Genomic DNA, 13966 nt, shown 5'->3' with positions numbered 1-13966 from the left:
TGGCCGTTCACCAGCATCGGGCCGAGTTCGAAGCGCGCTTCCGAGAAGGGCGGGGTGCGCGAGCCTTCGGCGCCGAAGAACAGCAGCCCGAGGCCGACCATGCCCACGTGCACGGCGACCGACACGATCAAGAGGATCAGCACCGGCGCGGCGGCGATCGGCTGGTAGATCAGGCGGTACATCAGCGGGCCCATCGGCACCACCACGAGCAGCGCCAGCAGCACCTGCAGCGGCAGCGCGAGGGTGGTGAGCGGCAGCAGGTAGAGCAGCGCCGCGAGCACCACCGGGTAGCCGACGTTCCACGCCAGCACGCCCGCGAGGCGCCCCTTCTGGCCGCTATGCAGCGCGCCGCGCGCATCGACCGCCGCGGCGAGCACGCCCGCGCCGAGCAACAGCCAAAGGGTGGCCGGCACCGTGCCGGCCTGGATCATGACGAGGGTCAGCGCGCCATACGCGACGAACTCCCCCTGCGGAATGAAGATCACCCGCGTCACGGCAAACACCAGCACCAGCGCGAGCGCGAGCAGCGCGTAGATCGCACCGTTGGTGATGCCGTCCTGTGCGAGCAACAGCGCTATCTGAATATCCATCGACGAACCCCGGCCGTCCACGCCTTTGGCGCGGAAACACTTGAGATGAAAGGGAAGATGCCGCGCGTCCGCGGCGTCCGGCTCGACGTCAGGGACGCCGCGCCAGAACTCCGGGCAAGGGAATCGCCGGGGGGACGGACCGGGAGGACGGGGGCTCGCCGGCACGAGGCGCGGCAGCAACAGATGTGGTGGTCATTGCGTCTTGTCTCCGTTCTTTGCCGCCCCGAAGCGGGTACGGCGGGTGGCAGCCTGGATGGCCGCTCTCGAGTCTTGCTCCCGCAGGCGCATGGCCTGACGGTGCCCGATTAAGCTACAGACACATAACAGACTTGTCAAACACTTGGTCAAGTAGTCTAATCATCAGCAAGGGATACGCCGAACAGCTGCCGACACCCCCATTAACCCCGCACCGGACATGCAGCCCGGCGCCCTGCACGCTATGATTTCGACCGACAACCGCTTCCAGCCACCTTCCTGATGACATCCGCCTTGGCCGCCGCTCACGACGATTCGCATCTTTCCTCCACCGAGGAGGAGATCCTGCGACTGTCGCGCGAGGAACCCGAACTCGGGCAGGCCGCCGTAGCGGAGCGCCTGCGCCGCGCGGGCCTGACGATCTCCCCCTCCGGCGTGCGCTACATCTGGCAGAAGCACGGTCTGGAGACCACCGCCAAGCGCCTGCAGGCGCTGGTGGATGCCACCCCGGAAGGCCTCGCCGCGCTCACCGACAACCAGCGCGAGCTCCTCGAACGCGGCACCCTCAGCGCCCACCTCGCGACGTCCGCGGGCGACGGTTCGGGCGACAAGGACGAACCGCTCGACCGCCGCCAGATCATCCTCAACGCCGCTGCCGAACTCTTTTCCGAGCAGGGTTACGATCGCAGCTCCATCCGCGACATCGCACGCAAGGTCGGCCTGCTGCCCGGCTCGGTCTACCATCACTTCGCCTCCAAGGACGAGCTCTACCTCGCCGTCCACCGCGAAGGCTTCCAGCGCGTGATGAGCACGATCACGACCGAGATCGAAGCGCTTTCCGACCCCTGGGAGCGCCTGCGCCGCGCCTGCGAGGTGCACGTCGCCCAGATGATCGAAGGCCCGGCGGTCGAGCGCATCACGGGGCACAACCTCGCGCTCATCGGCAACCAGGAACTCCTCGCCAAGATCCAGCCGGCGCGCGAAGCCTACGAGCAGCTGTTCCGCGACCTCGTCAACGCCCTGCCCGTGGCCGCCGGCACCGACCGCTCGCTGCTGCGTCTCTTCCTGCTCGGCGGCATGAACTGGGTGTACCTGTGGTACCGCGAAGGTCGCCGCACTCCGCAGCAGATCGCCGACGCGATGGTCGACATGGTGCGCCGCGGCGTCGCGCAATCCTGAAGCGTGGCCCGCCGGGGTAGAAGCCCCGTTTCCTTGCCTTTCCGCCGCGATCCGCCATAACTGAAATGAATGTTCGGAGACGGCCATGTTCAAGGACAGGGAAGACGCCGCGCGTCAGCTCGCGGCAAAGCTCAAGGGGCGCCCGCTGAAGGATCCGCTGGTGCTGGCGATTCCGCGCGGCGGCGTCGTCACCGGGGCCGTGCTCGCGCTCGAACTCGGCGCGGAGCTGGACGTCGTGCTCGCCCGCAAGCTGCGCGCCCGCCACGACCCGGAGCTCGCGGTCGGCGCGATCGGCGAGGATGGCGAGGAATACCTGGCGGACTATGCGCGCTCGGTGATCGGCGTCGATGACGAATACCTCGAGCGCGAACGCGCCCACCAGATCGCCGAGATCGACCGCCGCAAGGAGCGCTTCCGCGCCGTGCGCCCGGCGGCCGAGATCGCCGGACGCTCGGTCATCGTCACCGACGACGGGGTGGCGACCGGCGCGACGATGCTCGCGGCGCTGCACGTGATCCGCGCGAAGCGGCCGTACGAACTGATCGTCGCCGTCCCGGTCGCGCCGCCCGACACGCTGGACACCCTCGCCCACCACTGCGACCACGTCGAATGCGTGCTGAAGCCGACCTGGCTGGGCGGCATCAGCGGCTTCTACGGCGACTTCACGCAGGTCGAGGACGACGAGGCGCTGCGCCTGCTGCGCGACTACCGCCGCCCGGCGCCCGATCGGTAGGCCTATCCCGCCCGCACCGCGTGCTGCGGCTGCCGACGCGCCCGTCGCCGCAGCCACGCCTTGCGTGCCTCCTCCAGCGCCACCATCGCGAGCGCCAGCGGCAGCATCCGCAGCCAGGTTTCGGCGTCGAGCGGCGCGGCGCCGAAGATAGCGTTGCCGGCGGGCAGATAGACGATCGCTGCGATCAGCGCCAGCTCGAATCCCAGCCCCCACAGCAGCAGCGGATTGGCCGCCAACCGCGGAGGCCAGGCCGGCAGGCGCGCATCGCGGCACAGAAACAGGTTCGCGACCTGCATCACGACGATCGTCGCCAGGCAGGCCGTGGTCGCCTCCAGGTACAGCGGATCCAGCCTGCCGAGCGCCTCCCCGCGCACCCAGCCCCCCGCCGCAAGCACGCCGAAGAACATGGCGAGCGACGCAGCCGACTCCAGCACGCCGAGGAAGAAGTAGGCGCGCGCGATCAGCGCCCCATCCACCAGACGTGCGCTGCGCGGGCGCGGCGGCCGCTTCATCAGTCCCGGCGACGGCGGCTCGGCACCGAGCGCGAGCGCCGGCAGCATGTCGGTGCCGAGGTCGACGGCCAGGATCTGGATCACCGTCAGCGGCAGGGGCACGCGCAGCAACACGAACACCAGGCACGGCACCAGCTCGGGGATGTTGGACGTGAGGATGTAGGTCAGGAACTTGCGCAGGTTCTCGAACACCGCGCGCCCTTCCTCGATGGCACTGACGATGGTCGCGAAGTGGTCGTCCAGCAGCACCATGTCGGCCGCCTCCTTCGCCACGTCGGTGCCGCTGCGCCCCATCGCGATGCCGATGTCCGCCGCCCGCAGCGCCGGCGCATCGTTCACGCCGTCGCCCGTCACCGCGACCACCTCGCCTCGCTGCTGCAAGGCCTGGACGACGCGCAGCTTGTGCTCGGCGGTGACACGCGCGCAGATCACCTGCGGGCTCTCGAGCGCCAGCGCGAGCTGCGCCGCGTTCATGCGTGCGACGTCCTCGCCGCGCAGCACCCGCGGCGCATCGCCGGTCAGGCCGATCTCGCGCCCGATCGCGACGGCCGTCGCCGGGTAGTCCCCCGTCACCATGATCACGCGGATGCCCGCCTCGCGGCAGCGCGCCACCGCCTCGCGCACGTCCGCGCGCGGCGGATCCTCGATGCCGGCCAGCCCTTCGAGGATCAGCTCGCGCTCGGCCCCGTCATCGGCCACCGCCTCGCCGGCATCGAGCTGCCGCCGCGCGAACGCGATCACCCGCAGGCCCCGACGCGCCATCGCATCGAGCGCGCCGCGGATGGCGTCCTCGTCCACCGCCACAGTCCCGCCGTCGGGTGCGCGCTGCAGCACGCAGCGCGGCACGACGACCTCCGGCGCGCCCTTGCACAGCAGCCATACCGCACAGCCATCCGCGGCCGCCACCGACATGCGGTTGCGCCCCGTCTCGAACGGCAGCTCGGCGACCCGCGTGCCCGACTCGCGCACGCCCCAGGCCGCCGCACATTCGACCAGCGCGACCTCCATCGGATCGCCCGCATAGCCGCCTTCGGCATCCGGATCGAGCCGCAGGCCGTGACACCCCGCGGCGACGGCGAGCAGGCCCGCGAGCGCCGGCGTCGCGCCCGCCTCGTTTGCCTCCTCCACGCGCTCGGGGCGCGGCATCCACGCGCTCCCCCCCGCCATCAGGCTGACGACACGCATGCGGTTCTCGGTCAGCGTGCCGGTCTTGTCGGTGCAGATCACCGTCGTCGCGCCGAGCGCCTCGACCGCCGGCAGATGGCGCACCAAGGCATTGCGCCGTGCCATGCGCTGCGTCGCCATCGCCAGCGACAGCGTCACGGTCGGCAGCAGGCCCTCGGGCACGTTCGCGACGATGATCGCGATCGCGAACAGCGCGCTGTCCCAGAAAGGCACGCCGAGCGCGCGACCGACGAAGAAGAAGACCGCCCCCAGCGCCGTTGCCGCCAGCGCGACCAGCCGCGACAGGCGGGCGATCTCCAGCGCCAGCGGCGACGGCCGCTCCTCCGTGTGCTGGCTCAGGTGCGCGATGCGGCCGAACTCGGTGTGCATGCCGGTCGCGAACACCACCGCCCGCGCATGCCCGGCCACCACCGAAGTCCCCGCGAGCACCAGGTTGCGTGCATCCGCCGCCCCCGCAGCCTCCACCGCTTCGGCCACCCGCCCCACCGGCCGCGATTCGCCCGTCACCGTCGCGGCATTGACGCGCAGGCCGCGGCCCTCGATCACGCGGCAATCGGCCGGCACGTTGTCGCCCGCCTCCAGCATGATCACGTCGCCCGGCACGAGCTCCTGCGCCAGCACCGCGTCCAGCCTTCCGTCGCGGAACGCCAGCGCGCGCTGCGGCAGCAGCGCCGCCAGCGCCTCGACCGCCCGCTCCGCCCGGTACTCCTGCCAGAACGAGAAGCAGCCATTCACGAAGATCACGCCGACGATCGCGGCTGCCAACGCGCCCATGCCCTGACCCGGATTGAAGCGGTCGGCAATCAGCGCGAGCGCCGCGGCGATCCACAGGACGATCGCAAAGAAGTGGGTGAATTCGCGCGCGAAACGCAGTGCAAGCAGTTGTCGCGGACGGGCCGCGACGCAGTTGCGGCCGAAAGTCGCGAGCCGGCGCACGGCCTCGGCGGCCCCCAGACCCTCGCCGCCCGTCCCGAGCCCCGCCAGCACTTCCTCGACCTGTCCGCGCCAGATGTCCATCGCCGTCCCCGGTCCGCGCCCCGCCTCGGGCCCCTCCCTGGCCGGACCGCATCCCCGCGGCGGCCCGCGACCTGTTCTCAGCATGGATCGCAATGGCCATTGCGCAATGGCCGCGAGGTTCGAGCGCGCGTGAAAATTGCACACTGCAACGAAACAAGCGTCACCCGATTCCGGGCAAGCCTGCGCAGATGCCGAATCTTCCGTTACTATCACTTACAGGTTATTGTCGACAGATAGTAACAACGCGGCGCCCTCGGGCGACGTGCGCAGGCGGCAGTACCCATCACGGACAGTGGGAATCGGCGATCGAATAATCCGACCAATGCGCGATCTACAGCTTCCGCAAACCGTCACGGCTGCAATCGAAGGCGCGAACGTTCCCCCGTTGCCGCAGGTGTTGCTGCGCCTGATCCAGCTGCTCGACGACGAATCCTCGACGATCGACGCCCTCGCCGCGGTCGTGAGCCAGGATCCCGCGCTCAGCGCGCGCATCCTGACCGCCGCCAATTCGGCCGCGTTCTACCGCAACACGCCTGCGAGCGACATCAAATCCTGCGTCTCGCTGCTCGGAACCCGCATGGTGCGCTCCATGGCCACCTGCCTCGCGGTCAAGCGCCTGTTCGACACCGATCCCGGAACCGTAGCGGTCGATCTCACCGACTTCTGGCGCCACTCGCTGCTGGTCGCCGAGACGAGCCGCGCGATGGCGGCCGCGACCGGCTATCCGCACCCCGGCGAGGCCTATCTCGCCGGGCTCCTGCACGATGTCGGCCAGCTCGTACTCATATCGTCGCTGGGGGACCAGTATGCGTGGCTGCTATCGCAGACAGGCGACGAAGACAAGCTGATCGAGCTCGAACGCACCAGCCTGCCCACCGACCACTGCGAAGTGGGCACCTGGCTCGCCGACCAGTGGCGCCTCGACAGCGGACTCGCCGATGCGCTCCTGTTCCACCACGCGAGCGCAGAGGAAATCGCGACGGCCTCGAACCTGCCCCGCCTGGTGTGGTTCGCCGACGCGCTCGCGCGCGGCGTGCAGGGCCTCGCGCCCTTCGAGGAGCTCGCCGCGACGCTCTTCGGCACCGATTCGGCTTTCGACGCGGGACGCATCCTGACCCGTGCCCTCGACCACGTGCAGGTCATCGCCACCGCCATGGGAGTCGCGGCGCGGCCCGAGGCCGACGACGCCGCCCCGCAGCGCACGCTCCCCAACGTCACGGTCCTCGCCCCTGCCCATGCGCCGCACGAAGCGGATCGCGCGCTGGCCGAGCACGTCCGCGACATGGCGGTCATGCACCCGTTGCAGCAGGACCTGTTCGAGCTCGCGAGCGAAACCGAACTGCTCAACGCCCTGCGCGAATCCGCGCGCATCCTGTTCGAACTGCCGCGCATGGGCTTCCTGCTCATCGACCGCGAATCGGGTGAGCTCGCCGGCGGCGAGATCGCGGGACAGGCCGCCATCTTCCGCCAGACGCGCGTCCCGCGCGGCACCGACGCCGGACTCGCGACGCGCGCGATCGCCGAGCGCGAAGTCCGCAGCAGCTTCGACGACGTCCGGCCGCCGCGCGAATCCCTGCTCGACCGCCAGCTCGCACGCGCCTTCGGCAGCGAAGGCATCCTCGCGCTGCCGATGGTCGGCAAACGCCGCACCGTCGGCGTGATGCTGTTCGCCCTCGGTCACGCCGACCACGCGCGGCTCAAGCGCCGCACCCCCTGGCTGCTCAACTTCGGCCGCATCGGCGGGGTAAGCGTCGAGGCGTGGCAGGACGCGACCGCCTGCCGCAAGCAGGCCGAGGACGAAGCCGCCGCGGCCTTCCGCCGCCAGGCACGACGCATCGTGCACGAAGCGGGCAACCCTCTCGGGATCATCAAGAGCTACCTGCGCATCCTCGACCAGAAATTGCCGGAAGACAGCGACGTGCGGCACGAAATCGACGTGCTGCGCGACGAGATCGACCGCGTCGCCGGCATCGTGCGACGCATGAACGAGGTGCCGACGCCGACCGGCGCCGCGACGACGACCGTGGCGGTCAACGCGCTGGTGCGCGAACTGCTCGCCCTGTATGGCGCGCCGCTCTTCGGAGACAAGGGCATCGCCGTCACCAGCCAGCTCGGCGACGACGCCGACCGCGCGGCCTGCGACCCCGACAGCCTGAAACAAATCCTCGTTAACCTGTGGAAGAACGCCGCCGAGGCGACGCCCCGAGGTGGGCGCTTCGACATCTCGGTGCTCGACGGTGTCGTGCAGAATGGCCGGCGACACGTCGAGATCCGCATGGAAGACAGTGGTACCGGGATGCCCGACGAGGCGATCCGCACTCTGTCTTTCCCGGATCAGGCGCACAGCAGTGCCGATCGCGGCCACGGCCTGTCCATCGTGGGCAGCATCGCCGCCAGGATCGGCTGCCGAATTACATGCCGCAGCAAGGCGGGCGTGGGCACGACGCTCTCGCTCCTGCTGCCGTGCGTCCAGGTTTCATGATGTTTGCGAGTCCGCACGATGTGTGACGCTCGCTCCGGAGAACTTCCATGGAGATTGGCAAGAGCCTGTTCTTGGCAGGCAAGGCCGGACCCGCCGCGCACACCGTTGCGCGGGTGCTGATCGTAGACGACGAACCGCGCATACGTGACGCCTACGGTGCCCTCCTCGCCGCGGAAGGGCGCGAGATACTTACCTGCGCCAACGGCGCCGATGCGATGGCACGCCTCGGCAGCACCGAGATCGACGTCATGGTGCTGGACCTGCACCTGCCCGACATGCACGGCACCGAGATCATGGCGTGGATGGGCGAGGCCGGCGTCGACACCGCCGTAGTGGTCTTCAGCGGCGACGACGCGATCGACTCCGCGATCCTGGCACTGCGGCGCGGCGCCTGCGAGTTCATCCGCAAGCACGCGGACCCGGAAGAGCTGATCCGCACGGTCGACAAGGCCATCAGCCGACGCCGCCTCGAACGCGAGAACGCGCGCATGACCGCGCGTCTCGAGGAATCCGAACGCCTGCACCGCTTCCTCGTCGAATACTCGCCCGACATCATCTACACGCTCGACCCGGAAGGCCGCTTCGTCTTCCTCAACCGCCGCATCGAATCCCTGCTCGGCTACAACCGCGGCGAACTCATCGGCAAGCACTACTCGCTGATCGTGCACCCGCTGGATCTCGAGCAGGCGCGCAGTGCCTTTGCCGAGCGCCGGGTCGGCCTGCGCGCAACGACCAACCAGGAAATCCGGCTGCGCTGCCGCAACCTCGACGTGCGCAGCTTCGAAAACCGCACCATCGTCGCGATGCTGAGCTCGCAGGGCATCTACCAGCAGGAAGTCGACGAGGGCGATGCGAAGCGCTTCGTCGGCACCGCCGGCGTGCTGCGCGACATCACCGAGCGCAAGCACGCTGAGGAGACGATCAGCTACCAGACTTACCACGACCTCCTCACCGGCCTGCCCAACCGTGTGCTGTTCCGCGACCGCCTCAACCTCGCGATCAGCCAGGCGCGCCGCCGCGGCGAAGTGGTCGGGCTGATGTACATCGACCTCGACCGCTTCAAGCTCGTGAACGACACCCACGGCCAGCTCGAGGGCGACGAACTGCTCAAGAGCTTCGCCCGTCGCGTGCGCGAATGCCTGCGCGCCGGCGACACGATGTCGCGCCAGGGCGGCGACGAATTCACGATCCTGCTGCCGGACATCGCCGACGCGGAGGCCGTGCGCACGATCGCGGAAAAGATCACCGCGGCGCTGAAGACGCCGTTCACGGTGGGTGGCCGCGACTTCCGCTGCACGGCGAGCATCGGCATCGCGGTGTTCCCCGACGACGCCGAAACGCCGGACCACCTGCTGCGCGACGCCGACATCGCGATGTGCCAGGTCAAGGTGCAGGGCAAGAACGGCTTCCTGCGCTACACGCCGGAGATGAGCCGCAACCACAGCGAGCGCGTGGACCTCGACAACGAACTGCGCATCGCGATCGAAAGCGGCCAGCTCACGCTGCACTACCAGCCGCAGGTCGACATCCGCCGCGGCCGCGTCACCGGCGTCGAGGCGCTGGTGCGCTGGGAACACCCCGAGCGCGGCCTGCTCGGCCCCAACACCTTCATCCCGCTCGCCGAGGAAGGCGGCCTGATCTTCGCGATCAGCGACTGGGTCCTCAACGAAGCCTGCCGGCAGCAGGCGAGCTGGATCAAGCGCGGCATCGTCGACCTGAAAGTCGCGGTAAACATCTCGCCGCTCGAGTTCACCCGCGCCGACATCGTCGAGCGCATCCTGCAGCCGATCCGCACCCACCAGCTGCCGCCCGAAAGCATCGAGATCGAGATCACCGAAAACATGCTGATGGATGACGCCGAAACCGTCATCGCCAAGGTGCAGGAGCTGCGCACGCATGGTCTGCGCATCTCGATCGACGACTTCGGCACGCGCTTCTCGTCGCTGAATTACCTGCGCCGCTTCCCCGTCAATACCATCAAGATCGACCAATCCTTCGTCCGCGACCTCGAGACCACCGGCAGCCAGTCGCCGGTGATCAGCGCGATCGTCGGCATTGCCCGCGGCTTCGGGCTCAACGTGCTCGCCGAAGGCGTCGAGACGGAATGCCAGATCGACGCGCTGCGCCTGCACGGCTGCGACGTGATGCAGGGCTTCCGCTTCAGCCGGCCGGTGCCGCCGGAAGAGGTCGTGCGCTACATTGCCGCCCAACAGGCGCTGGAAACCACCTGATCAGCGCGCGGACGCCGCGGCGACCTGCACGACGCCGCCCTCCACACGCACCGCAAACGTCGCAACGGGCTCGCAGGCGGGCGGCGTGAGTGCGGCGCCGGTAACCAGGGAGAAGCGCGCGCCGTGGCGCGGGCAGATCACCTCGTCGCCCTCGACGGCACCCCACGACAAGGCCTCTTCCTCGTGGCTGCAGCGGTCCTCGATCGCGTAGAAACGCCCGGAGACGTTGAACACGGCGACTTCCCGCCCGTCCTCCAGCACCACGACGCGGACCGTTCCGTCGGCGAAATCGTCGACCTTCGCGACATCCACCCAATCCACCATCACAGCATCCCCAGTTCCAGCCGCGCGGCTTCGCTCATCTGCGCCGCGGACCAGGGCGGATCCCACACCAGCTCGACGCTCGCCTCGCTGACGCCCGAGACCTCCTCGACCGCACACTGCACGGTACCCGGAAACGTCTCCGCGACCGGGCAGCCGGGAGCCGTGAGGGTCATGCGCACGGCGACCTTGCCGGACTCCTCGTCGACGTCGAGCCCGTAGATCAGCCCGAGATCGTAGATGTTGACCGGAATTTCGGGGTCGTAAACGGTGCGCAGCGCGGCGATCACGTCCGCCCGCAGGCCGCTCTCCTCCGATACCGGCGCCTCCGTCGCCTTCACCTTCTCGGCGCGGTGCAGCCAATCGAAGATGCTCATGTCGCCTCTCTTCCCCTTCCTTTCCCGCTTATCCATCTGCCGCCCGTCCCGTGCCGCCGGGCTCCGCGCCGCCCTGTTCGTCCTGCTCGGTGCTCACCGGTGCGGACTGGTCGCGCAGCGCCGCGAGCAGCGTGTGCCACGCGAGCGTCGCGCACTTCACGCGCGCGGGGAATTCGGCGACGCCGGCCAGCACTTCCAGCTTGCCCAGCGGCGGCTCCTCCGCGGCGCCATGGCCGGTGACCAGGGCATGGAAACCGTCGAACAAGGTCCGCGCCTCGGCCTCGGTCCTGCCCTTCAGCGCCTCGCTCATCAGCGACGCCGACGCGGTCGAGATCGCGCAGCCGGTGCCCTCGAAGCGCACGTCCTCGATCACGCCGTCGCGCGTCTTCACGAACAGCGTGATGCGGTCGCCGCACAGCGGGTTGAAGCCCTCGGCGGTGTGATTCGCATCCGCGAGCGCGCCGAAATTGCGCGGCCGCCGGCCGTGGTCGATGATGAGCTCCTGGTACAGGTCGCGCAGATCAGGCATCGCCGAACACCTCCCGCACCTTCGCCAGCGCGGCGAACAGCGCCGCGACGTCTTCGTGCGTGTTGTACAGCGCGAAGGATGCGCGCACGGTCGCCGCGACGCCGAAACGCTCCATCAGCGGCATCGCGCAGTGGTGCCCGGTGCGCACGGCCACCCCCTCGTGGTCGAGGATGGAGCCGACGTCGTGCGCGTGCACGTCCGCGAGCACGAAGGACAGGATCGCGGCCTTCTCGCGCGCCGTGCCGATGAGGCGCAAGCCGGGGAAAGCCCGCGCGCGCTCGGTCGCATCGCGCAGCAGCGCGCCTTCGTGCGCCGCGATCGCGTCGAAGCCGACATCGCGCACGTAGCGCATCGCCTCGCCCAGCGCGATCGCACCGGCGATGTTCGGGGTGCCGGCCTCGAACTTGTACGGCAGGTCGTTATAGGTCGTGCGCGCAAAACTCACCTGCCGGATCATGTCGCCGCCGCCCTGCCACGGCGGCATCGCCTCCAGCAGCGCGCGGCGCCCGTACAGCACGCCGGTGCCGGTGGGCCCGTACAGCTTGTGCCCCGAGAAGGCGTAGAAGTCGCAATCCAGCGCCTGCACGTCGATCGCCAGATGCGGCACTGCCTGTGCGCCGTCGAGCAGCACCGGCACGCCGCGCGCATGCGCCAGCGCGATCAGCTCGCGCACCGGGTTGATCGTGCCCAGCGCGTTCGACACGTGCGTCAGCCCGACGATGCGCGTGCGCGGCGACAACAGCGCCTCGAAGGCCGCCACGTCCAGCTCGCCGTCGTCGGCGACCGGCACCACCTTCAGCATCGCCCCGCTGCGCTCGCACGCGAGCTGCCACGGCACGATGTTGGAGTGGTGCTCCATGCCGGTGATGAGGATCTCGTCGCCGGCACGGAAACGCGCGCCGAAGCTGTTGGCGACGAGATTGATCGCCTCGGTGGTGCCGCGCACGAACACGATCTCCTCGCGCTGCGCGGCGTTGATGAACGCCTGCGCGGTGTCGCGGGCGGCTTCGTAGGCGTCGGTCGCCTCCTGGCTCAGGCGATGCACGCCGCGATGCACATTGGCGTTGAGGTGCGCGTAGTAATGCGCCTCGGCGTCGATCACGCACTGCGGCTTCTGGCTCGTCGCACCATTGTCGAGGTACACCAGCGGGCGGTCATTCACCGTACGCGCGAGGATGGGGAAATCCGCACGCCGACGCGCAATCGCGCCCTCCAGGCCAACAGTTGCCACCCTGCCCAGCGCCGCACGTTCCTTCGGGTCGTCGCGCATCATCGGTTTCCTCGCATCCCCTCAAGCCGCCTCCGGGAGAGCGCCCGGCAGCAGCGATTCGAGTCGCGCCCGCAACGGACCATGCTCGATGCCCGCGAGCGCGTCCGCCGCGAAGGCCCGGATCAGCAGCGCCCGCGCATCGCCTTCCGCGATTCCGCGCGCGCGCAGGTAATGCAGCTGGTCCGCGTCGAGCTGGCCGACGGTGGCGCCATGTGCGCACTTCACGTCGTCGGCCCAGATCTCGAGCTGCGGCTTGGTGTCGACTTCGGCGTCCTCGGAGAGCAGCAGGTTGCGGTTCGACTGCAGCGCGTCGCTGCGCTGCGCATCCGGCCGCACGATCACGCGGCCGTTGAATACCGCCCGCGCCGCCTCGTCGAGCACGCCCTTGTACAGCTCGCGGCTGGTGCCGCGCGGCGCGGCGTGATCGATGCAGGTGTGGTGGTCGATGTGCTGGCGCCCGCTGCCGACGTACAGGCCCGCGAGTTTCGCGTCGCAGCCCTCGGCCCCGAGGCGGGTCGCGATCGCGGCGCGCGAAAGTTGCCCGCCGAAGGCCAGCGCGTGCGACACGAAGGCGCTGTCCTGCCCCTGCTCGGCGGCGACATCCGCGACGTGAAATGCCTTTCTGCCCTCCTGCTGCAGTTTCGTATGCGCAATGCGCGCGCCGCGGCCGAGGACGATGCGCGTCACCGTGTCGCTCAGATAGCTCGCGCCGTCCGGCCCGACATGGTGCTCGATCACCGTCGCACTCGCGCCCTCGCCGGCGCGGATCAGGTTGCGCGGGAAACTCGCGCTGTCGCTTCGCGTCGTGACGAAGAGCAGATGCACCGGTGCTTCGAGCGCAACGCCCGCGGCAAGGTCGATCCACGCACCGTCGCTCCAGAGCGCGGCGTTCAAGGCCGAGAAACCGTCCGCCGCGTCACCGGCAGCGGCGAACAACGGCTCCACGTCATCCGCCCGCGCCTCGACCGCCTGCGCCAGACTGCCGACCCTCGCGCCCTCAGGCAACGTTGCCTGCAGTGTTGCCGGCTGCGACAGCCCCGGCACGAAATGTCCGTCGACGAACACCATCCGCTGCGTGCCCTCGATCGCATGACGAAGCACCACCGCGCGCACCTCGTCCGACACTTCGATCGCACCATCCACGCGAAATACCCGCCGCGCGATGGCCGCGACGCTGGTGTATTTCCAGTCCTCGTCGCGCGTCGTCGGCAGGCCCAGCGCAGCAAACCGTTCAAACGCCTCGTCGCGACTGCGCCGCAGCCACGGCACGGCCGCCCCCGGAAGCTGCACCGCCAGCGACGGATAAGCCGAAACGAATCCCGGCACGCAGGGTTCTTCCGGACCG

At 69.4% G+C, this 13966-nt stretch carries 10 protein-coding genes and 1 pseudogene; 4 read left to right on the top strand and 7 right to left on the bottom strand.

Features of this window, described 5'->3' with window-relative positions; translation table 11 throughout:
* Nucleotides 1–590, bottom strand: a pseudogene (locus BW991_RS20890) (branched-chain amino acid ABC transporter permease); the annotation flags it as partial.
* A 477-nt stretch (nucleotides 591–1067) separates the two neighbouring features.
* On the opposite strand from BW991_RS20890, the gene BW991_RS20885 reads away from it, so the two are divergent.
* Together BW991_RS20885 and BW991_RS20880 are read left to right on the top strand one after the other, a co-directional pair.
* On the top strand, nucleotides 1068–1964 hold the full coding sequence (locus BW991_RS20885; RefSeq protein ID WP_076604044.1) for a TetR/AcrR family transcriptional regulator: 897 nt from the start codon (nucleotides 1068–1070) through the stop codon (nucleotides 1962–1964).
* A gap of 85 nt (nucleotides 1965–2049) precedes the next feature.
* A complete protein-coding gene (locus BW991_RS20880; protein WP_076604043.1) occupies nucleotides 2050–2697 on the top strand; it encodes a phosphoribosyltransferase in 648 nt (215 codons plus the stop codon).
* Between the two features lie 2 nt (nucleotides 2698–2699).
* On the opposite strand, the gene BW991_RS20875 is transcribed toward BW991_RS20880, so the two are convergent.
* Nucleotides 2700–5411, bottom strand: coding sequence for a cation-translocating P-type ATPase (locus tag BW991_RS20875; protein WP_076604042.1), 2712 nt, complete (start codon nucleotides 5409–5411; stop codon nucleotides 2700–2702).
* A gap of 322 nt (nucleotides 5412–5733) precedes the next feature.
* Here BW991_RS20875 and BW991_RS20870 point away from each other — a divergent pair, with 322 nt between their 5' ends.
* Complete coding sequence (locus BW991_RS20870) at nucleotides 5734–7893, top strand: HDOD domain-containing protein (protein WP_076604041.1); 2160 nt, start codon at nucleotides 5734–5736, stop codon at nucleotides 7891–7893.
* Between the two features lie 47 nt (nucleotides 7894–7940).
* Nucleotides 7941–10124 (top strand): putative bifunctional diguanylate cyclase/phosphodiesterase, encoded by a 2184-nt coding sequence (locus tag BW991_RS20865; protein ID WP_076604040.1) that lies wholly within the window; start codon nucleotides 7941–7943, stop codon nucleotides 10122–10124.
* Here the strand turns inward: BW991_RS20865 and BW991_RS20860 are convergent, their stop codons facing one another.
* From BW991_RS20860 to sufD, 5 genes are read right to left on the bottom strand one after another with little or no spacing between them, the layout of a single operon-like run.
* Complete coding sequence (locus BW991_RS20860; protein ID WP_076604039.1) at nucleotides 10125–10448, bottom strand: non-heme iron oxygenase ferredoxin subunit; 324 nt, start codon at nucleotides 10446–10448, stop codon at nucleotides 10125–10127.
* Nucleotides 10448–10822, bottom strand: a complete 375-nt coding sequence (locus BW991_RS20855) for an SUF system Fe-S cluster assembly protein (RefSeq protein ID WP_076604038.1) — start codon at nucleotides 10820–10822, stop codon at nucleotides 10448–10450. Before BW991_RS20855 ends, BW991_RS20860 begins: the two co-directional genes overlap by 1 nt.
* A gap of 28 nt (nucleotides 10823–10850) precedes the next feature.
* Nucleotides 10851–11351 (bottom strand): Fe-S cluster assembly sulfur transfer protein SufU, encoded by a 501-nt coding sequence (gene sufU / locus BW991_RS20850; RefSeq protein WP_076604037.1) that lies wholly within the window; start codon nucleotides 11349–11351, stop codon nucleotides 10851–10853.
* Nucleotides 11344–12621 carry a cysteine desulfurase gene (locus tag BW991_RS20845; protein WP_076604049.1) on the bottom strand — a complete coding sequence of 426 codons (1278 nt, stop codon included), beginning with the start codon at nucleotides 12619–12621 and terminating at the stop codon, nucleotides 11344–11346. The genes sufU and BW991_RS20845 overlap by 8 nt, the downstream gene beginning before the upstream one ends.
* A gap of 21 nt (nucleotides 12622–12642) precedes the next feature.
* Nucleotides 12643–13947, bottom strand: a complete 1305-nt coding sequence (sufD, locus tag BW991_RS20840; protein ID WP_212566930.1) for a Fe-S cluster assembly protein SufD — start codon at nucleotides 13945–13947, stop codon at nucleotides 12643–12645.
* Nucleotides 13948–13966: the final 19 nt, after the last annotated feature.

Origin of the sequence: Aromatoleum tolulyticum, assembly GCF_900156155.1 — a bacterium.
In the GTDB taxonomy this organism is placed as follows: Bacteria; Pseudomonadota; Gammaproteobacteria; order Burkholderiales; family Rhodocyclaceae; genus Aromatoleum; species Aromatoleum tolulyticum.
Note: the sequence above shows the minus strand (reverse complement) of the source record. Positions and strands in the feature narration are given on the sequence as shown.